17 protein-coding genes are annotated in these 19,140 nt (G+C 65.1%); 3 read left to right on the top strand and 14 right to left on the bottom strand.

The window, feature by feature from the left end:
* Window positions 1–63: 63 nt before the first annotated feature.
* Entirely contained in the window at window positions 64–1,365 is a 1,302-nt protein-coding gene (locus HWX25_RS13665; protein ID WP_175908822.1) for an aspartate aminotransferase family protein, read from the top strand.
* 68 nt (window positions 1,366–1,433) lie between these two features.
* Here HWX25_RS13665 and HWX25_RS13660 read toward each other — a convergent pair whose 3' ends face one another.
* From HWX25_RS13660 to HWX25_RS13640, 5 genes are all read right to left on the bottom strand, one after another.
* Entirely contained in the window at window positions 1,434–2,135 is a 702-nt protein-coding gene (locus HWX25_RS13660) for an ABC transporter ATP-binding protein (protein ID WP_006484776.1), read from the bottom strand.
* Complete coding sequence (livG, locus tag HWX25_RS13655) at window positions 2,135–2,908, bottom strand: high-affinity branched-chain amino acid ABC transporter ATP-binding protein LivG (protein ID WP_175908821.1); 774 nt, start codon at window positions 2,906–2,908, stop codon at window positions 2,135–2,137. Before livG ends, HWX25_RS13660 begins: the two co-directional genes overlap by 1 nt.
* Window positions 2,905–4,176: a high-affinity branched-chain amino acid ABC transporter permease LivM gene (locus tag HWX25_RS13650; protein WP_175908820.1), complete on the bottom strand. Its 1,272-nt coding sequence runs from the start codon at window positions 4,174–4,176 to the stop codon at window positions 2,905–2,907. Before HWX25_RS13650 ends, livG begins: the two co-directional genes overlap by 4 nt.
* A gap of 11 nt (window positions 4,177–4,187) precedes the next feature.
* A complete protein-coding gene (gene livH, locus HWX25_RS13645) occupies window positions 4,188–5,114 on the bottom strand; it encodes a high-affinity branched-chain amino acid ABC transporter permease LivH (RefSeq protein ID WP_175908819.1) in 927 nt (308 codons plus the stop codon).
* A 173-nt stretch (window positions 5,115–5,287) separates the two neighbouring features.
* On the bottom strand, window positions 5,288–6,406 hold the full coding sequence (locus HWX25_RS13640; RefSeq protein ID WP_175908818.1) for a branched-chain amino acid ABC transporter substrate-binding protein: 1,119 nt from the start codon (window positions 6,404–6,406) through the stop codon (window positions 5,288–5,290).
* An 812-nt stretch (window positions 6,407–7,218) separates the two neighbouring features.
* Between HWX25_RS13640 and HWX25_RS13635 the strand changes: the two genes are divergently transcribed.
* Window positions 7,219–7,839, top strand: coding sequence for a hypothetical protein (locus tag HWX25_RS13635; protein WP_175908817.1), 621 nt, complete (start codon window positions 7,219–7,221; stop codon window positions 7,837–7,839).
* Between the two features lie 221 nt (window positions 7,840–8,060).
* Here HWX25_RS13635 and HWX25_RS13630 read toward each other — a convergent pair whose 3' ends face one another.
* The 8 genes from HWX25_RS13630 to HWX25_RS13595 form a co-directional block, all read right to left on the bottom strand.
* Entirely contained in the window at window positions 8,061–9,380 is a 1,320-nt protein-coding gene (locus HWX25_RS13630; RefSeq protein ID WP_175908816.1) for an MFS transporter, read from the bottom strand.
* A gap of 58 nt (window positions 9,381–9,438) precedes the next feature.
* Window positions 9,439–10,653: a tricarballylate utilization 4Fe-4S protein TcuB gene (tcuB, locus tag HWX25_RS13625; protein ID WP_175908815.1), complete on the bottom strand. Its 1,215-nt coding sequence runs from the start codon at window positions 10,651–10,653 to the stop codon at window positions 9,439–9,441.
* Window positions 10,640–12,049 carry an FAD-dependent tricarballylate dehydrogenase TcuA gene (gene tcuA / locus HWX25_RS13620; RefSeq protein WP_175908814.1) on the bottom strand — a complete coding sequence of 470 codons (1,410 nt, stop codon included), beginning with the start codon at window positions 12,047–12,049 and terminating at the stop codon, window positions 10,640–10,642. The genes tcuB and tcuA overlap by 14 nt, the downstream gene beginning before the upstream one ends.
* A gap of 63 nt (window positions 12,050–12,112) precedes the next feature.
* Window positions 12,113–13,066: a LysR family transcriptional regulator gene (locus HWX25_RS13615; RefSeq protein ID WP_175908813.1), complete on the bottom strand. Its 954-nt coding sequence runs from the start codon at window positions 13,064–13,066 to the stop codon at window positions 12,113–12,115.
* A 456-nt stretch (window positions 13,067–13,522) separates the two neighbouring features.
* Window positions 13,523–13,828 (bottom strand): hypothetical protein, encoded by a 306-nt coding sequence (locus tag HWX25_RS13610; RefSeq protein ID WP_059819511.1) that lies wholly within the window; start codon window positions 13,826–13,828, stop codon window positions 13,523–13,525.
* 144 nt (window positions 13,829–13,972) lie between these two features.
* On the bottom strand, window positions 13,973–14,482 hold the full coding sequence (locus HWX25_RS13605) for an OmpA family protein (protein WP_175908812.1): 510 nt from the start codon (window positions 14,480–14,482) through the stop codon (window positions 13,973–13,975).
* 84 nt (window positions 14,483–14,566) lie between these two features.
* Window positions 14,567–15,835 (bottom strand): diguanylate cyclase, encoded by a 1,269-nt coding sequence (locus HWX25_RS13600; RefSeq protein ID WP_175908811.1) that lies wholly within the window; start codon window positions 15,833–15,835, stop codon window positions 14,567–14,569.
* Entirely contained in the window at window positions 15,832–16,539 is a 708-nt protein-coding gene (locus HWX25_RS13595; protein ID WP_175908810.1) for a YfiR family protein, read from the bottom strand. Before HWX25_RS13595 ends, HWX25_RS13600 begins: the two co-directional genes overlap by 4 nt.
* A 511-nt stretch (window positions 16,540–17,050) precedes the next feature.
* Between HWX25_RS13595 and HWX25_RS13590 the strand changes: the two genes are divergently transcribed.
* Window positions 17,051–18,292, top strand: a complete 1,242-nt coding sequence (locus HWX25_RS13590; protein ID WP_059819514.1) for an FAD-binding oxidoreductase — start codon at window positions 17,051–17,053, stop codon at window positions 18,290–18,292.
* Window positions 18,293–18,308: 16 nt separating this feature from the next.
* Here HWX25_RS13590 and HWX25_RS13585 read toward each other — a convergent pair whose 3' ends face one another.
* Window positions 18,309–19,070 carry a FadR/GntR family transcriptional regulator gene (locus HWX25_RS13585; protein ID WP_059534261.1) on the bottom strand — a complete coding sequence of 254 codons (762 nt, stop codon included), beginning with the start codon at window positions 19,068–19,070 and terminating at the stop codon, window positions 18,309–18,311.
* Between the last annotated feature and the right edge of the window lie 70 nt (window positions 19,071–19,140).

The raw sequence follows: 19,140 nt of genomic DNA, 5'->3' as shown, positions 1-19,140 counted from the left end.
TCCATAAAACCAGACCGGCGCCTAGACTGCAAGCGTTCCCTGGCCCTTGTCCGGAGAAGCCCGATGTCCCTGAACGACGACGCAATCTTCTGGCACAACGCCAGGCAGCACCTGATCCGCTACGGCGGCACGTTCGAGCCGATGATCATCGAGCGCGCACAAGGCAGCTTCGTCTACGACGCCGACGGCCGCGCGATCCTCGATTTCACGTCGGGGCAGATGAGCGCTGTGCTCGGGCACAGCCATCCGGAGATCGTTTCCGTCATCGTCGAATACGCGGGCAAGCTCGATCACCTGTTCAGTGGAATGCTGTCGCGCCCCGTTGTCGATCTCGCGACGCGCCTCGCCGACATCACGCCGCCCGGGCTCGATCGCGCGCTGCTGCTGAGCACCGGTGCGGAATCAAACGAAGCGGCGATCCGAATGGCGAAGCTCGTCACCGGCAAGCACGAGATCGTCGCCTTCGCGCAGTCGTGGCACGGGATGACGGGCGCGGCGGCGTCCGCCACGTACAGCGCCGGCCGCAAGGGCGTCGGCCCCGCCACTGTCGGTTCGTTCGCGATTCCGGCGCCGTTCACGTACCGGCCGCGCTTCGAGCGCAACGGCGCCTACGATCCGCTCGCCGAACTCGACTACGCATTCGACCTGATCGATCGCCAGTCGAGCGGCAACCTCGCCGCGTTCATCGCGGAGCCGATTCTCAGTTCGGGCGGCATCATCGAACTGCCGGAAGGCTACATGGCGGCGCTCAAGCGCAAGTGCGAGGAGCGCGGGATGCTGCTGATCCTCGACGAAGCGCAAACCGGTGTCGGGCGCACCGGAACGATGTTCGCGTGCCAGCGCGACGGCGTGACGCCCGACATCCTCACGCTGTCGAAGACGCTCGGCGCGGGGCTGCCGCTCGCGGCCGTCGTCACGTCCGCGCGGATCGAGGAACGCGCGCACGAACTCGGCTACCTGTTCTACACGACGCACGTGTCGGACCCGCTGCCGGCGGCGGTCGGCCTGCGCGTGCTCGACGTGGTGCAGCGCGACGGCCTCGTCCAGCGGGCGAACGTGATGGGCGACCGGCTCCGGCGCGGGCTGCTCGATCTGATGGAACGCTTCGACTGCATCGGCGACGTGCGCGGACGCGGGTTGCTGCTCGGCGTCGAGATCGTCAAGGATAGGAAGACAAAGGAACCGGCGGACGGGCTCGGCGCGAAGATCACGCGCGAGTGCATGAACCTCGGGCTCAGCATGAACATCGTGCAGTTGCCCGGCATGGGCGGCGTGTTCCGGATCGCGCCGCCGCTGACGGTCAGCGAAGCGGAAATCGATCTCGGGCTGTCGCTACTGGAACAGGCGATCACGCGTGCGCTGTAAGCGGGCCGCCCGTCGGCGTCAGCGGAACCACGTGCCGCCGGCCCGTTGCAGGCCGGCGGCATCCAGCATCAACCGCCGAGATACGCCTGCTTGATCCGGTCGTTCGCGAGCAGGTTCGCGCCCGTATCGGCGAGCACCACGCGCCCCGTTTCGAGCACGTAGCCGCGATCGGCCACGCCGAGCGCCTTGTTCGCGTTCTGCTCGACGAGAAACACCGTGACGCCTTCGTCGCGAATCGTCCGGATGATGTCGAAGATCTGCGCGATCACGAGCGGCGCGAGACCGAGCGTCGGCTCATCGAGCAGCAGCAAGCGCGGCTTGCTCATCAGCGCGCGGCCGATCGCGAGCATCTGCTGCTCGCCGCCCGACATCGTGCCAGCCCGCTGCGCCGCGCGCTCCTTCAGGCGCGGAAACAGCTTGAAGACGTGCTCGATGCCGTCGTCGATCTCGTGACGGCTCGCGAAAAAACCGCCCATCTTCAGGTTTTCGAGCACCGTCAGGCTCGGGAACACGCGCCGCCCTTCCGGCGAGATCGCCATCCCCTGCCGCATGATCTGGTGCGTCGACATCGCGGTGATGTCGTTGCCCTCGAACAGCACGCGGCCCGACGATGCGCGCGGCGTGCCGCACACGGTCATCATCAGCGTCGTCTTGCCGGCGCCGTTGCTGCCGATCAGCGTGACGATCTCGCCCTTGTTCACCTCGATCGACACGCCCGCGAGCGCCTCGACCGCGCCGTAGTGCGTATGGACCTGTTCCAGCTTCAGCATCACTCTTCCCCCAGATACGCCTTGATCACGCGCGGGTCGTTGCGAACCGCTTCCGGCGTGCCGATCACGATCGGCCGGCCGTGCTCCATCACGAGGATGCGGTCCGACACGCCCATCACGAGGCTCATGTCGTGTTCGATCAGCAGCACCGACACGCCGAACTCGTGGCGCAGCTTGTCGATCAGGTGCTGCAGCTCGATCTTCTCCTGCGGGTTGAGACCGGCCGCCGGCTCGTCGAGCATCAACAGGCGCGGCTCGGTGATCATGCAGCGCGCGATCTCCAGGCGCCGCTGGTGCCCGTACGACAGCGTGCCGGCCTGCCGGTTGGCGACCGCCGTCAGCCCCATCCGGTCGAGCCATACGGCCGCGCGTTCGAGCGCTTCCTTCTCCGCGCGGCGATACGCGGGCGTCGCGAACAGGCCGTGCAGCATCCCCGACTTCACCTTGCGATGCTGCGCGACGAGCAGGTTCTCGACGACCGTCAGCGACTTGAACAGGCGGATGTTCTGGAACGTGCGCACGAGACCCTTCAACGCGATCTTGTGGCTCGGCAACCCGGCGATCGCGTGGCCGTCGAGCACGACGTCGCCGCCGGTCGGCTTGTAGAAGCCGCCGACGCAGTTGAACACCGTGGTCTTGCCCGCGCCGTTCGGCCCGATGATCGCGAACACCTCGTTGCGGCGCACGTCGAAATCGATACCGTCCACCGCGAGCAACCCGCCGAAGCGCATCTGCAGCCCGGCGACCTTCAACAGTTCCGTATTCGCGCTCATTGCGGCAGCTCCACGTGGGGACGGCTCGCGGGCAGCAGGCCCTGCGGACGCCACATCATCATCAACACCATCACCAGACCGAAGATCAGCATCCGGTACTCGGCGAAGCCGCGCGCGACTTCCGGCAGCACGGTCAGCAGGATCGCCGCGAGAATCACGCCGAGCTGCGAACCCATCCCGCCGAGCACGACGATCGCGAGGATCAGCGCCGATTCGATGAAGGTGAACGATTCAGGATTCACGAGGCCCTGACGCGCGGCGAAGAACGCGCCGCCGATGCCCGCGAACGCCGCGCCGAGCGTGAACGCCGACAGCTTGATGCGCGTCGGGTTCAGGCCCAGCGAACGGCATGCGATCTCGTCGTCGCGCAGCGCTTCCCACGCACGACCCATCGGCATGCGGATCAGGCGGCTCGTCACGAACAGCGTGAAGCCGACCAGCACCAGCGCGATCAGGTACAGGAAGATCACCATGTGCTCGCCGCTGTATTCCAGCCCGATCAGTTCATGGAAAGTCTTCGCGCCCTCGACGCTCGCCGAGCGCGCCATCTCGAAGCCGAACACCGTCGGCTTCGGAATGCTCGAGATGCCGTCCGGGCCACCCGTGAGGCTCGTCAGGTTGTTGGCGAGCAGGCGGATGATTTCGCCGAAGCCGAGCGTGACGATCGCGAGATAGTCGCCGCGCAGACGCAACACCGGGAAGCCGAGCAGGAAGCCGAACGTCGCCGAGGCGATCGCCGCGATCGGCAGGCACTCCCAGAACGACAGCCCGAAATACTGGTTCAGCATCGCGTACGTATAGCCGCCGACCGCGTAGAACCCGACATAGCCGAGATCGAGCAGCCCCGCGAAACCGACCACGATGTTCAGCCCGAGGCCGAGGATCACGTAGATCAGCGCGAGCGTCGCGACGTCCACGGCACCGCGCGAACCGAAGAACGGCCACACGAGGCCGACCGCGAGCAGTACCCAGATGATCGCGCGCTGCTGCTGCGCGCCCATCGCGGGCATCGCCGGCAGCTTCACGACGGATTTCGCGCGCACGAGCCACGGCTTGAACAACTGGAACAGAAACACGGCCGCGACCGCGATCCACACCGGACGCCAGTGCGGCGCCAGCACGACCTGATAGCCGTCGAGCTTCAACTGCAGGCCGAGCACCGGAATCGTGAGGATCGCCGTCAGCAGCGCGGCGGCCGCGGCATTCTTCAGCGCCTGGCCGACCGAAGCGTCGGCGGCCGGGCGGCGAACGGAAATGACTTGACTCATCTGCGTCTCCCTCAAACCTTTTCGATGTCCGACTTGCCGAGCAGGCCGGTCGGACGGAAGAGCAGGATCAGCACGAGCAGGCCGAACGCGACGACGTCCTTGTACTCGGCCGGCATGTAGCCTGCGGCGAAGGTTTCGGCGAGGCCCAGCAACACGCCGCCGAGCATCGCGCCCGGGATGCTGCCGATCCCGCCCAGCACCGCGGCGGTGAACGCCTTGATGCCCGCGACGAACCCGATGTACGGATTCAGCTTGCCGATCGTCAGCCCGATCAGCACGCCGCCGACGGCCGCCAGCATCGCGCCGAGCACGAACGTGAACGAGATCACGCGGTTCGTGTCGATGCCGAGCAGGTTCGCCATCTTCATGTCTTCAGCGCATGCGCGGCAGGCACGGCCCATCCGCGAATGCGAGATGAACAGCGTCAGCCCGATCATCAGCACGATCGTCACGCAGACGATCAACAGACGCGCATACGGAATCGTCACGTCGTAGTCGCCGCCGAGGTGGATGTCGAATGCGCCGGAGATCAGCACCGGCACGGACACGTCGCGCGCGCCCTGGCCAATCTGCACGTAGTTCTGCAGGAAGATCGACATGCCGATCGCGGAGATCAGCGGCACGAGGCGCGGGCCGCCGCGCAGCGGGCGATACGCGACGCGCTCGACCGCGAAGCCGTACAGGCCGGTGACGATCACCGACACGATCAGCGCGGCGCCGAGCACGAGCGGCAGCGGATAGCCGGCGGAGATGCCGATGGCGGTGAGGGTCACGAGGCCCACGTAGGCGCCGATCATGTAGATCTCGCCGTGGGCGAAGTTGATCATGCCGATGATGCCGTAGACCATCGAATAGCCGATGGCGATCAGCGCATAGATCGCACCCAGCGTCAGGCCGTTGACCAGCTGCTGGGCGAATTGAGGAAAGAAGTCAGTCATGTGCGGGAAGCTCCCGTTGGCGCTGGGTCGCGTGCCGTCGCCGGATCACGGCGTTCGGCCGCGCGCAACGCACGGTGTCGTCTCGGGCCGCCCGTCGGCCGCGGAACGGCCAAATGCGCACGCGCTCCGCCCGGGTTACGGGCAGAGCGGGTGCGCGGGCGGATACTCCGTTGTTACTTGGCGGCGGTCTTCGTCGCGTCCTTGTGCCACGTGTAGACGACGAACTTGAACGCCTTCAGGTCGCCCTGGGCGTCATACGCGACCTTGCCGATCGGCGTGTCGAACGTCGTCTTGTGCATGTACGCGGCGACCTTCGTCGGGTCGGTCGTCTTCGCGCCGGCGATCGCGTCGGCGATGATCTTCACCGCTGCGTACGACGGCATCTGGAACGGGCCGTTCGGGTCGCGCTTCTTGTCGGCGAACGCCTTCACGAGCGCCGCGTTGGCCGGGTCGGCCGAGAAGTCGGCCGGCAGCGTGACCAGCATGCCTTCCGAAGCCGGGCCGGCGATTGCCGTCACGTCCTTGTTGCCCACGCCTTCAGGCCCCATGAACGTGGCCTTCACGCCCTGCTCGCGCGCCTGGCGCATCAGCAGACCCATTTCCGGGTGGTAGCCGCCGAAGTAGACGAAATCGACGCCTTGCGACTTCAGCTTCGTGATGATCGCCGAGTAGTCCGAATCGCCGGCGTTGATGCCTTCGAACAGCACGACCGGGATCTTCGCGGCTTCGAGGTCCTTCTTCACCGACGACGCGATGCCCTGGCCGTACGACTGCTTGTCGTGCAGGACCGCGACCTTCTTCGGCTTCACGTTGTTGATGATGTAGTGCGCGGCGGCCGGGCCTTGCTGGTCGTCGCGGCCGATCGTGCGGAAGATGAAGTGGCGCTTCTTGCCTTCCGTCAGCTGCGGCGCGGTGGCCGACGGCGTGACCATCACGATGCCTTCGTTTTCGTAGATGTCGGATGCGGGGATCGTCGAACCCGAGCACACGTGACCGATCACGTACTTGATCTTCTGGCTGACGATCTTGTTGGCGACGGCGACGGCCTGCTTCGGTTCGCATGCGTCGTCCATCTGCACGACTTCGAACTTGTTGCCGCCCGCACCGCCGGCCGCGTTGACCTGTTCGATCGCGGTCAGCGCGCCGGCCTTCACCATGTCGCCGTATTGGGCGACCGAGCCGCTCATCGGACCAGCGATGGCGATCTTCACGGTTTCCGCTTGCGCGGCGGCGGCGCCGGCGGCGAACAGCACGGCGGCGGCGGAAATGGACGTAAGACGGGACAGCGTCATCTGGGAGCTCCTCGATGTTGTTTAGTCATACGGGCAAAGGCGGCATGACTTGCGCAATCGAACAGCACCCGGGGCGAGGACATGGGACACGCCCGAGACACATGAAGACGGACCTGCGGATGGATGTTGCGTAGCGGGGCCCGGCTCTTGCAGTCCCCCAAGGGGGACGTCTGGTTCGGAAAGACATCGTGATGCGTCTTGCATTGCGCAAGCGTTTCGCCTGCCCCGCTTGCCAACTGCTCGTCCGGAGGGATGGTCCGACAGCCGTTGGCAAGGCAGTCGAAATTATATGGGGGTTTTTAAATCGTCTGTCAAAAATGCCGCTTCTATGAGGGAAAACACGGAGAAACTTGGCTCGCGCGAGGTGGCGATGGGGGAGCAACTTAGGTGGGCGGAGAACGTTTGCGGCGGGTGCAATCGGGTTGCGATTTTGGGTGGGCTTGTCGACGGATTCCTTGCCGGGTTTAGGTTTCGGCGATTTGTCGTCGTGCGTCGTGTGCATTTTTAGATGCTTAGGGTCTGATCGCCAAAGATCAATCGACTGATGATTGTGTCGGCGTGCACCGTGTCGGGGCGATGCAATTGCGCCGCCAATCCTTCTATTTGCCGACATCCATCAGTCACACGAAAGCTGTTTGTGATTTTTATGAAATAATTCGACCTCGCTTCTGCAATCCAGCCAGCCTTCCAGTGAGTCGCCCCTTCCGCGATTCGCAGTCGCTTCAGGGCCGCTTCGACGCCCACACGTCGCCGAGCCGCCAGCCAGTGATCTGCCGTTTTTTCTCATTGCACATCACCTGGTTCGGATCCCGATGAATCATCCTCTCCGTTTTTCTTCCGCCGCCGCGCTCGCTTGTGCGATTTCTGTTTCGACTGCCGACGCCTCGGGCCGCGATTCGCTGGTCGATCGTTCTGGCGGGGCCAATGTGTTTCGTTCGGAACGCCGGGCCGTGGCCAGGGATGACGCGCGTGCCGCGCTAACGACGCGGCGCGTGAAGTACGCGGCGCCGCCTGAACGTAGTCCGTTCGATACGCCGGATACGCGGCCGTTGCGGGTTTCGGGCGATACGCTCGAGCCGCAGCCTTCGGTTGAACACGGGGCCGGCGATTCTGCATGGCCTTCGAATCGCGTTGCGCTCGGCGCGGGCGGCAGCGATAGCTTCGGTCGCGCATTGCCCCGATACGAACAGCGCGCGCAGAACTGGACTGATTATCTGAGGGCCAACGGGTCGCAAGCGCCTGGCGGCAAGAATTCATATGCGCCCACGCGACCTTTCGATGCCGCGCGCGGTCCGCACGGTGCGCCGAATCCGTACGACCCATCGATGCCGCAGCCGGTGACGCGGACGTTCTACGACAACGGCGCGGGTTCGCATTGCACGGCTACCGGCGGTGCGGGAGCGTCGCGGTCGTCTTGCAATATCGCTTGGTGATGGTTGGTGGTGGCGGATAGTGATTGCTGCCCTGCTCAGCGTGCTGCGCTGCTCAGTGCGACACGGGCACATGCTGCGTGGGGGACACGCCGCTCCAACGGCAAGATGGCGTGACCTGCGTTGCTGCGCAAGCTGGACCGCATCGACGCTTCTTGCCCCCGCTGGAAAACGAAAGCCCGGCGCGAAGCCGGGGTGACTGAAACGCGCTGATGCAATCGTTATCAGGCCGACGATGCCGCCGACGCGTTGCTGTCCGCGCGGCGACGGTACAGCCCGAGCGTCGCGCACAAGCCGCAGAGCGCGGCGAAGCTCAGCCAGTAGCCGGGGGCGGCCTTGTCGTGCAGGACCTGAATCAGATATGTCGATACCGCCGGCGTAAAGCCGCCGAACAGCGCCGTCGCGAGACTGAACGCCAGCGAGAAACCCGCGACGCGCACTTCGACCGGCATCACTTCGGTGAGCGCGGCGACCATCGCGCCGTTATACATGCCGAAGAAGAACGAGAACCACAGCAGCACGATCAGCATGCGCGCAAAGCTCGGCGCATCGGCAAGCCAGGACAGCGCCGGATACGCCGTGAAAATCGCCAGTACGGAAATGGCGAGCAGCAACGGCTTGCGGCCGATGCGGTCGGAGATCGTGCCGCCGATCGGAAGCCAGACGAAATTCGATGCAGCCACAAGCAGCGTCGCCATCAAGCTGTCAGAGGTGGACAGCTTCAGTACCGACTTGCCGAAGGTCGGTGTATAGACCGTGATGAGATAGAAGGTGGTGGTGGTCATTGCCGTCAGCAGCATGCCGCCGATCACGGTGCGCCAGTTGCCGAGCAGCATCGCAAAAATGTCGAGTGCCTGAGGATGATGCCGCCGCGCTTCGAACGCTGCGGTTTCCTGCAGCGAGCGGCGCAACACGAACAGGAACGGCACGATCGCACAGCCGATAAAGAACGGCACGCGCCAGCCCCATGCGGCGATCTGCTGTGCGGACAACCACTCGTTCAGACTGTAACCGATGGCCGCCGCCACGACGATGGCCACCTGCTGGCTCGCCGACTGCCAACTCGTGTAGAAACCTTTGTTGCCGGGCGTTGCCATTTCCGCAAGATAGACGGATACGCCGCCGAGTTCGGCTCCTGCGGAAAAACCCTGCAACAGACGCCCGAGCAGCACGAGCGCCGGCGCGAGCAGACCGATGGTCGCATACCCAGGCACGCAGGCAATCAGAATGGTGCCGCTCGCCATAATCGACAGCGTAACGATCAGCCCGGTGCGTCGTCCAACCTTGTCGATATACGCGCCGAGAAAGATCGCGCCGAGCGGACGCATCAGAAAGCCCGCGCCGAACACGGCGAAGGTGAGCATCAGCGAGGCGAACTCGCTGGTAGACGGGAAGAATATCTTCGAGATCGATGTCGCGTAGAAGCCGAACAGAAAGAAATCGAACTGTTCGATGAAATTGCCGCTCGTCACACGCAACACGGCGGCGGCCCTCGTCATGGGCGAAACGCCGGACGTCGCGGCGATCGGTTCGGTACGGTTCATTGCGTCTCCTGCTTCTTATCTATAGTGAAGAGCGCCCAAGGCGCACCCTAGTGACTTGCTAATCCGAACTGAGGCTCAGTGTGTTGCGTTGCCGCTTCTCTATCGACGATTTGAGCAACGCCGCCGAGCGGAAGATGCCGTGCGCGAACTTGCCGTAAGGCAGCGTGGCGAACAGCGCCATCACGATGCCAAGATGAATCGCGAGCAGCGACGGCATCGCCGAGGTCGTGCGGAGCGCGAGCAGTGCGAGACCGGATGTGCTCGTCAGAAGCAGGAGCGCGATGAAGCCGCGGTCCATCGGACGCTGACGGGCATCGCCGCGCTCCGGAACGCGTTTCAGGTTCAGCCACAGCAGTCCCGCCGGCCCCGCAATCAGTCCGATTCCGCCTGCGGTTCCCAGCAGCACCGGCACGCTCAGAAACGGATACGGCGCTTCCAGGCCGAAGGCGTAGTGATAGAGCGTCGCGACGGCGGTCGCCGCAAAGCACAGAATGAAGCCGTAGAACGTCAGGTGATGGAAACGGCGCCGCGCCAGCGTGAACGTATCGTTCCCTTCGTTGCAGCCGTCGCCGTGGCCGCCGTCCAGGTACTTGAGCGTCAGTGCGTTCCTGGCCGCTTCCGCGACGGCCGGCGCGCTCGCGCTCGCCGTTCCTGCCGATACGTCGCGCCAGAAGCGCGTGACGCCCATACCGAGCGCGAGAATGGCGAACAGGAAAACGATGCCGAACATCACCGCGAGCAGGTTGTGCGGGAATATCGCGTAGAAGTTCGCGGGTGCGACATCGCCGGACAAGCCGCCGTGCAATGCCGTACCGAGCAGCAGAAACAGCGCGAGCCCGGCCGCCAGCGCGACCGACACAGTCAAGCCGTTGCGCTTGTACAGCGCGCCGAACGACGCGGGAAACGCATACTCGGTGTAGGTTTCGAGCCGGACTTCGGCCATCGCTTTCGGCACGTTCACGCCGAACTCATGCGGCGGCGCGTATTGGCACGCGTGATAGCACGCTCCGCAGTTGTGGCAGAGATTCGCCAGATAGTTGACGTCCGCCTTGCCAAATTCCAGGCGGCGCGTCATGGCAGGGAACACGGCGCAGAAGCCCTCGCAGTAGCGGCAGGCGTTGCAGATCTGCATCTGCCGAGCGACTTCGGTTTCGCTGGCGCTCATCGGCACAATGGGAATCACGCGCGCTGTGCTGTCGCGTGGCGTTTTTTTCGTATCGACCGAAAAGGCCATGCGCGTGTGTTCGGGCGCGAGCGGGTCAGACTGCTGCACGGGTTGCCTCCGTTGTTTTGAGTGCGGCGCGGGCAGCCTGCGTCCCGGCAATGCGCCCGAAGGCCGTGCCGATCGACATGCCGACGCCCGCTGTATAGCCCTTGCCGAGCACGTTGCCGGCCATCATTTCGCCGGCCACGAACAGGTTCTCACTGGCGGTGCCGCCGAAATGAACCTGCGCGCGGTCGTTGGTCTTCAGTCCGAGATACGTGAACGTGATGCCTGGCCGCAACGCATAACCGTAGAACGGCGGCGTCTCGATGCGACGCGCCCAATGCGTCTTGGGCGGCTCGAGACCTTCCGTGTGGCAGTCGTCGAGTGCGGTGTGATCGAAGGTGCCGTCGCGGCACGAATCGTTATAGCGCGTGAGCGTTTCCATGAAACGTGCTTCCGGCAGCCCGAGCTTGCGCGCGAGTTCCGGCAGCGTGTCGGCCTTTTCGCCCGGAAACACCGGCGGCATGAAGCGGCCGATTGCTTTCGAGTCGATGATCGAATAGCCGATCTGCCCCGGCTGATGCGCAACGAGCCGTCCCCAGATTGCATAGCGCTTCGGCCAGAAATCCTCGCCTTCGTCGTAAAAGCGCTCGGCGTCACGATTCACCACGACGCCCAGCGACACGCAGTCGATGCGCGTGCAGATGCCACCGTCATACAGCGGGGCGCGTGCATCGATGGCGACGCAATGCGACTGCGACGGGTCGCCGATCATGTCGGCACCGGCGTCAGCCATATGCTTGATGAGCACGCCCTGGTTGAAGCGCGTGCCGCGAATCAGGAAGTTGTCGGCGGGCCATTCGCCGCGCTCGTTTTGCCCCCACGCTTCGCGCAGCCATTCGCGATTTGATTCAAAGCCGCCCGCCGCCAGCACGCAGGCGTGCGCCTCGAAGCGCTGGCGGCCGCTTCGCGCTGCGATGAAATGGCTACCGTCGAGTTCAAGCGAATCGACGGGCGTTTCATAGCGGATATCGACGCCGAGTGCTTCGGCGCTGCGGTAATACGCGTTGACGAGCGCCTTGCCGCCGCCCATGAAGAACGCATTGGTGCGTGCCACGTGCAGCGCACCGGACAGCGGCGGCTGGAAGCGTACGCCGTGCTTCCGCATCCACGGCCGGCACGACGACGACGCGCGGATCGTCAACCGCGCGAGATGCTCGTTCGTGATGCCGCCGGTGACTTTCAACAGGTCCTGCCAGAATTCCTCTTCCGGATAGGCATCGACGAGAACGTCCTGGGGGGCATCGTGCATGCAGCGCAGATTGCGCGTGTGTTGCGAGTTGCCGCCGCGCCATTCGCGCGGCGCGGATTCGAGAAGCACCACCGAGGCGCCCGCTTCGCGCGCCATCAATGCGGCGCACAGCGCGGCATTGCCTCCTCCGATTACGAGCACATCGACCATCAGACTTGCCTCCTTTTTGGCAAATCGTAAAGGCCTCGTGTCCGCGCCGCTACGAGCCAGCCGTCAACGGGTGTTCACTTTTTGTGAAGGCTGACGTTCCCGCAGCCGTGCGCCGGGCCAGCGGCCTTCCCGCACTAGTTGACGGGCGACATCGGCGAGCACCACGCGCGCGGCGAGACCGGCGGGAGACAGTTCGTCATCGGAGATGCTGGCGAGCATGTTGGGCCGCGTGGCGTATTTCTCGGCGACGGGCACGCTCGTCAATATCACGTTCTCGGGCCTTGCGAGCGCCGCGCCCGGCTGTATCGTCGCGCCGATGCCGGTGCGGACGAAGTCCATCAGGAGCGCGAGGCCGTCGACTTCGGCGACGATGTTCGGCTCGTACTCGGCGCGTCTGAATGCTGACAGCAGCAGCGAACGCAGCCCGTGCGTGCTGCTGGGGAGAATCAGCGGAAGCCTGCCGAGATTTTTGAGCCGGACGGATGCGCTCGTCGGCATGCCATTGAGATCGCTCGCGCCGATCAGGAACAGCCGCTCATCCAGCAGCGGCAGCACACTCCAGCGTTGCGCGGACTCCTCGCGGAACAGCACGGCGAGATCGATCTGACGCGCGCTCAACATGGATGCCAGATAGCCGGAGAGACTTTCGACCATGTGCAGCCGCACATCGGGATAGCGCGAGCGCATGGCCTGCATGAATGCGACACCCAGCACGCTCGCCGTGCTCGGCGCCATGCCGACGCTGACATGGCCCGACAGACGGGCTGAGCGTGCAGCGAGCGCGGCATCGTCGATATGACGCAGCGCGAGTTGCGCTTGACGCCAGAACGCCAAACCTGCGTCGGTCGGAACGACGCCGCCCGAGGTGCGTTGCAGCAGACGCGTGGACAGTTCGCCTTCGAGACGGCTGATCTGCTGACTCAATGCCGAGGTCACCACGCCGAGTTCAAGCGCTGCCTTGCCCATGCTTCCGTGTTCCACGACGCTGAGAAAATAGCGTAGTTGTCTGAGTTCCATTCCGCGGTCGGTCAGGGGGATTAATCGGGTATTCTGACAGAACGTCGTCGGACAATCCTCCGCTTCGAGGTCGGATTTTCAAAGTCCGTGCGCCATTGAAGCGGTCGCTCATATCAAGTAACAGGTCCCACAAACACAGAGCGAGATTGCATGGAACGTAGCCAACAGGAGCTAGATTGAGCACCCAACTTAGCTCAAATCTTCGAATTGCAGACTATGAGTTTCCAAGACCGCCATACCTGAAGCCAACCCCTCGTAGCTTTGCCCATCGGCATAGGTGCCACAACGCGTCCCCTGTAGCGTCTGCAACTGGTGTTAAAACGGACTCTCGAATGAGCTTCCAACGGCTCGCTTGACCAACCGCTCATGGCCGACTACTGCCGGACGCAGGGATCGCAGCGACCGGAAGCTGCTCCTCGAATTGCAGGACAGCGGCTATTCACAGTTGTAGCGCACTCAGCCTTGATGGCCGTAAATTTCGTTGACGATCAGATAGCCCACTGCCCGTTCAAGTTCGAGGACCTCAATCCTCTCTCCGACTTTTACGTGTTCGGAAAATTGCGCCCAACTCGCGAATGCAATGTCAGCCTTCAGGGCCTCTCCCGGGTAGTGCAGGTCGTTGTCTACGTAGGAATGGTGTCCACTGAATAGATGGTCAATGAACGGCAGCCTGTGGTGGGGTGCGTACCCGCTACGCACGCCACGAACCTTGGGCTCGGCGACGTCCGCCGAGATATGAAACGTTGCGCTTATGTTGAGCATGTGCCTTCCTCGCGATAGATCTGACTCAGTTTGCTCGCATTGCACCACACGCGGCACACAAGCTTGATCAAGTCGATCGATACAAAGACGGAAGTGGCGCGCGCAGGGCAACTGACGTCGCTGATCATCCAGACGTGACGCACCTCACCTCGGCGAAACCACGATCGCCGCCCGCCGATTCTGCATTCTCCCCGCTGGTGTCCGGTTATCGCCCACCGGATCGCTCTTCCCCTTCCCGACAACCGCAATCCGCTTTCCGTCCAGCCCGACATCCACCAACTCGATCGCCACCACCTCCGCCCGCCGCCGTGACAACTCGAGATCGTAAGCAGCCTCCCCTTCCTCGTCGGAGTATCCATAAACCCGCACCCCGTTGATCCCCGCCGACCTCAACGTCCTGCCGATCCGCTCGACGATCCGCCTGACATCCGGCTTGAGGTTGTACCGATCGAAATCGAACAGAATCGGCCCCGTCGACCCGAACTCGAACCCCTGCTCGGTCTCCTGGAAGCCAGCCGACTTCAGCGCCGTGACCTGCGTCTGCGTGAGCCCACGATGAAGCGGCGACGTCTTGCATCCGCCGAGCAGCAGGCACAGAAGCACCGCGCTCGCGACGCACATCCTCCCAATGCTCACAGGCAACGAGTCATCCATGATCGCCCCCTTCGTACGCGCCCGCTTCGCGCGCGCTTATTATCCCGCCGCCGCGGCCTCGCCCGCGGCGCGAAACGATAGACATCAAACCCGTCCCGCTACGCCCTCCGCCAGCTGCCACGACCCCGGCCGCGCACGCTTGGCGCGGTACATCGCGGCATCCGACGCGCGCAGCAAGCCGCTCGCGTCGGACGCATGATCGGGATACAGCGCAATACCGGCACTCATCATGGTGGCCACCATGCGTCCGTCGGGCAGTTCGATCGACGGCACCATGCCGGACAAGATCTCGTCGGCGATCCGGCACACGCTGTCCGTATCGCGCACAGCGGTCAGCATCACCGCGAATTCATCGCCGCCCAGCCGAGCGACGAGATCGGTCTCGCGCACCTGCGCGCGCAACCGCGCCGCCACGCCGATCAGCACCGCGTCGCCGGCATCGTGGCCGAGGCCGTCGTTGATTTCCTTGAAGCGGTCGCAGTCGAGATACAGGATGGCGACCCGCTGCCCCGTCACGACGGCGTCGCAGAGTGCAAGCGACAGACGCGACTCGAACTGCACGCGGTTGGGCAGTCCCGTGAGCGCATCGTGCGTGGCCTTGTGTTCGAGCGACGCGTTTTCGTCGCGCAACGTGTTCTGCCAGTCTTCGAATTCGTCGAGCAATGCATTGAAGTCGTCGCCGAGCTGATTCAGTTCGGCGATCGCCACCGGCTCGACGCGACGCGCGAACGCGCGCTCGCGCCGCACGGCGTGCGCGACGCCGGCCAGCGCGCGCAGCGGCGCGACGATGTTGCGCAGCAAACGCTTCGAGCTGACATATGCGCCGAGCACGCTGACGGCCAGGCCGCCGAGAATGCCGCCGATGCTGCCGAGCAGGAATCCGAAGAACTGATGCCCGCGACCGCGCACGATGACCTGGCCGACGACGATGCCGTCGTGCATCACCGGGGCGCTCACGGGTCCCGGCAGCGCCAGCGCCGCGACGCCGCGCTCGAGCCGGGCGATCCGGCCTTCGGCGGGTAGCTTCCACGTCGCGAACAACTGGCCTTTGCCATCGGTGACCACCACCTGCGCGACGTCCTCGTCGGTGGCAATCATCGCGATCGCCTCGTTCGCCGCGACGCGGTCGCCGAACACGAGCGCCGCCTCGACCGTGTAACCGAGCGAGCGCGCCAGCAGGTTCAGGTTGTTGCCGGCGTACGCGCGCAGCGCGATCACGGCGACGACGATCAGCGACACGGCGGCCATCGCGACCGCGACGAACGCGAGGCGCAAATGCGCGCGGCGCAACACGCTTTGCAGCGTCGGGCGCGACACACGCGAAGGCGAAATGGAGGGTGCGGAACGTGTCATGGCGTCAGCGTCCGCCGCGCGAGATTGAGCACGTTCGGATGCACGCGCACGCCACTGCGCGCGACGGCGTCGAGATTGATGTCGAACGTGACGTGTTCGCCTTCGACCGCGAGACAGAACATGCTGCCTGCGGTGCACGACGGATCGTGTTCGGCGATGGTCAGCACCGGACGGCCGACCAGCGCGGTTCGTACCCGCTTTCGCTCGTCGCTTCCGAGCGCGCCGAGATACACGACGTCGCATGCGACGCCGAGCGCGGGGTCGTCGAAGCGGACCCGCTGCACGTCGAGCACGGTCGAGCCGGCCTGCATCGAGTCGGACAGGTCGCCGGCGTAGTCGGGCCTGCCCGTCACGCACAGATGCAGGCGAACGGGCGTCGTCGGCCAGCGCGTGAAACTGACGATGCCGAGCACGACCTGGCGTACGGCGGAGTCGTGTGACGAAAAGGCGGGACTCGTGGGATTGACGGGTGTCGTGGTGCCGACGAGCCGCACCGTGTCGTTCGGCTCGTCGGCATCGCCAGGCGCCCCGGCAAGAACGGCCGGGGCAACGCTCAGAACGCAAACGATTGCGATGAACGCGTGGCGCAATCCGGCGACTCGGCCCGACCGGCCGGACGCCGTCCGCGCGGCGATTGCCGCCGCGCCCGCTGGCGTCGATGCGGCCGCATGACTCGCGGCCGTCGCGCACACACTCGCATCCATGATGGAAACATCTGCTGCAGTCGTTCCCGGCCCTGCCTCCTGCCTGCCGTGCGCGCGCAGGCACCGTGTCGCGCGCACGAGTGCTTCCATCTTAGGTAAAAATTCGTATCCCAAACCAGTGGGATACACCCGCGATTCATGTCGGAAAGTATGCGGAATCGGCGCTGTTCGTGGCGATGCGATGCCGGAGATTGATCAGCCGACGGGACGACAGCGCGACGCAAACTTCATACGTTCCGCAGTGGCGCTGCCGGACCGGTTTCCCCCGCGCACCGATGCGAAGCCGGGGGAAGTCATAGCGCGATTCCGTCGCCGGACGCAACGGATCCGTCAGGCGACGCTCGACACGACGAACATTCACGCGTGCGGGAGGACATCGCAGCGCAATTCGCACATCACCGCGTTCCCGAGTATCCTTGCTGATCATTCGATTGCAGTTCCGCGCACCGGACCGTCGCGCGCGTCGCCGACGCCGAGTGTCGATCATCAACCGTCTATCTCGTCTTCCCTCATGGACTTCGACGTAATCGTTCTGGGCGCGGGCATCGTCGGCGTCTCCGCCGCGCTGCACCTGCAGGATCGCGGCCGCAAGGTCGCTCTCGTCGACCGCGGCGCGCCCGGCGAAGGCACGAGCTTCGGCAACGCGGGGCTGATCGAGCGCTCGTCGATCGAACCGTATCCGTTCCCGCGCAGCCCGTTCACGCTGATGCGCTATGCGCTCAACCGCTCCACCGATCTCTATTGGCACAGCGCGTCGCTGCCTGCGTTCGCGCCGTGGCTCGCGCGCTTCTGGTGGGAATCGGCGCCGCTGCGTCACGCGGCAGCCTCGCGTGACATGCTGCCGCTGATCGAGCGCTGCATCGTCGAGCACGACGCGCTGATCGCGCGCGCCGGCGCCGGCGAACTGGTGCGCGCCAGCGGCTGGATGGAAGCGTTCCGCACGCCGGCCGCGTTCGACCGCGCGGTCGCCGATGCGGGACTCACCGCGCGCCGCCACGGGCTCGGCATCACGCCGCTCGATGCCGCGGCACTTCGCGCACAAGAACCGAGCCTCGCCGCGGGCTTCTGCGGCGCGCTGCACTGGCTCGATCCGAAAAGCGTCGTCGATCCGTCCGCGCTCGTCAAAACCTATGCGCAACTCTTCGTGCAAGGCGGCGGCACGCTGCTCACCGGCGATGCCGCGAGCCTCGACGCGCTGTCGCCCGGCTGGCAGGTCACGACGCACGACGGCAGGATCGCTGCGCCGGCCGTCGTCGTCGCGCTCGGCCCGTGGTCCGACACGGTGTTCGGCAAGTTCGGCTACAAGATTCCGCTGCGCGAGAAGCGCGGCTATCACATGCACTACGCGCCGTCCGAACGCGGCGCGCCATCGGCGCCGATCGTCGATCGCGAATACGGCTACGTGATCGCGCCGATGCGGCGCGGATTGCGGTTGACCACCGGCGTCGAGATCGCCCGACGCGGCCTGCCGCCGACGGGCGTGCAGCTCGATCGCGCGGAACGCGTCGCGCGCCCGGTGTTCGGCTTCGGCGAGCGGCTCGACCCGCACCCGTGGCTCGGCTTCCGGCCGTGCACGCCCGACATGCGGCCGGTGATCGGCCCCGCGCCCGCGCATCGCGGGCTGTGGTTCTCGTTCGGGCACAACCATCACGGGTTGACGCTCGGCCCCGTCTCCGGCCGCCTGCTGGCCGAGATGATGACCGGCGAGACGCCGTTCACCGATCCGACGCCCTACCGCGCCGACCGCTTCTGATGCCGATCGCCCGCGCTCAGTCGAGCGCGCGGCCGAAGATCCGGATCACTTCGTCGAGATGCTCGGCCATCGCGCGGCGCGCGGCCTCCGGGTCGCGCGCGCGGATCGCGTCGAGGATCGCGCGGTGTTCGAGCTCCGACCGATGCGGCATGTCGTTCGGCATGTACAGCGACTGCAGCCGCTGGAACATCAGGTCGTACTTGTGCGCGAGCAGCTGCTTGATCATCAGCGCATACGCGGGGTTGTCGCTCGCTTCCGCGATACGGATATGGAACAGCCGGTCGCCCGGATGCGTGAGCGAGCCGCTGCGGTTGTCTTCCTGGTTGCGCAGGAACGCCTCGTGAATCCCTTCGATCTGCGCGTCCGAGCCATGTTTCGCGGCGAGCGACGCGGCTTCTGGCTCGATCAGCCGGCGCGCCTGCAGCAGCGCGAACGGCGGGATTTCGGTATCGAGGTCGATCGCGATGCCGAGCTCCGGATCGATTTCGACGATCGAGAACGGCGCGACCGTCGTGTCGATCTGCGGTTGCGGTGCGGTGGCCGCCTCGGGCTGGCGCACCTTCACGCCGTCGCCGACACGCACGCTCACGAGACCGTTCACCTCGAGCGCGATCAGCGCCTCGCGCACCGACGTGCGCGACACGCCGAACTGCTCGGCCAGTTCGCGCTCGGGCGGCAGGTAGCTGCCCGGCGGGAAGTCGCCTGACTCGATCATCGCGCTGAGCTTGTCGGCGATCTGCTGGTAGAGGCGGCGGTTCTGAATCGGCTGGATGGACATACGTTGATACAGGTAAGCGGTTGCGTGGCGGACGGTCTGACGAATGCGGGATCGTCAGGCCGTTCGCGCC

Origin of the sequence: Burkholderia sp. BCC1640 (genome assembly GCF_902833125.1) — a bacterium.
GTDB lineage: Bacteria > Pseudomonadota > Gammaproteobacteria > Burkholderiales > Burkholderiaceae > Burkholderia > Burkholderia diffusa.
Note: the sequence above shows the minus strand (reverse complement) of the source record. Positions and strands in the feature narration are given on the sequence as shown.

Excerpts from the sequence above, each read along its gene's own strand:
- HWX25_RS13650 (WP_175908820.1), bottom strand. The coding sequence starts at position 4,176 with ATGAGTCAAGTCATTTCCGTTCGCCGCCCGGCCGCCGACGCTTCGGTC.
- HWX25_RS13600 (WP_175908811.1), bottom strand. The coding sequence starts at position 15,835 with ATGACACGTTCCGCACCCTCCATTTCGCCTTCGCGTGTGTCGCGCCCG.
- HWX25_RS13585 (WP_059534261.1), bottom strand. The coding sequence starts at position 19,070 with ATGTCCATCCAGCCGATTCAGAACCGCCGCCTCTACCAGCAGATCGCC.
- tcuA (WP_175908814.1), bottom strand. The coding sequence starts at position 12,049 with ATGGTCGATGTGCTCGTAATCGGAGGAGGCAATGCCGCGCTGTGCGCC.
- HWX25_RS13615 (WP_175908813.1), bottom strand. The coding sequence starts at position 13,066 with ATGGAACTCAGACAACTACGCTATTTTCTCAGCGTCGTGGAACACGGA.
- HWX25_RS13660 (WP_006484776.1), bottom strand. The coding sequence starts at position 2,135 with ATGCTGAAGCTGGAACAGGTCCATACGCACTACGGCGCGGTCGAGGCG.
- livG (WP_175908821.1), bottom strand. The coding sequence starts at position 2,908 with ATGAGCGCGAATACGGAACTGTTGAAGGTCGCCGGGCTGCAGATGCGC.
- livH (WP_175908819.1), bottom strand. The coding sequence starts at position 5,114 with ATGACTGACTTCTTTCCTCAATTCGCCCAGCAGCTGGTCAACGGCCTG.
- HWX25_RS13610 (WP_059819511.1), bottom strand. The coding sequence starts at position 13,828 with ATGCTCAACATAAGCGCAACGTTTCATATCTCGGCGGACGTCGCCGAG.
- HWX25_RS13590 (WP_059819514.1), top strand. The coding sequence starts at position 17,051 with ATGGACTTCGACGTAATCGTTCTGGGCGCGGGCATCGTCGGCGTCTCC.
- HWX25_RS13595 (WP_175908810.1), bottom strand. The coding sequence starts at position 16,539 with ATGGATGCGAGTGTGTGCGCGACGGCCGCGAGTCATGCGGCCGCATCG.
- HWX25_RS13640 (WP_175908818.1), bottom strand. The coding sequence starts at position 6,406 with ATGACGCTGTCCCGTCTTACGTCCATTTCCGCCGCCGCCGTGCTGTTC.
- HWX25_RS13605 (WP_175908812.1), bottom strand. The coding sequence starts at position 14,482 with ATGGATGACTCGTTGCCTGTGAGCATTGGGAGGATGTGCGTCGCGAGC.
- HWX25_RS13635 (WP_175908817.1), top strand. The coding sequence starts at position 7,219 with ATGAATCATCCTCTCCGTTTTTCTTCCGCCGCCGCGCTCGCTTGTGCG.
- HWX25_RS13665 (WP_175908822.1), top strand. The coding sequence starts at position 64 with ATGTCCCTGAACGACGACGCAATCTTCTGGCACAACGCCAGGCAGCAC.
- HWX25_RS13630 (WP_175908816.1), bottom strand. The coding sequence starts at position 9,380 with ATGAACCGTACCGAACCGATCGCCGCGACGTCCGGCGTTTCGCCCATG.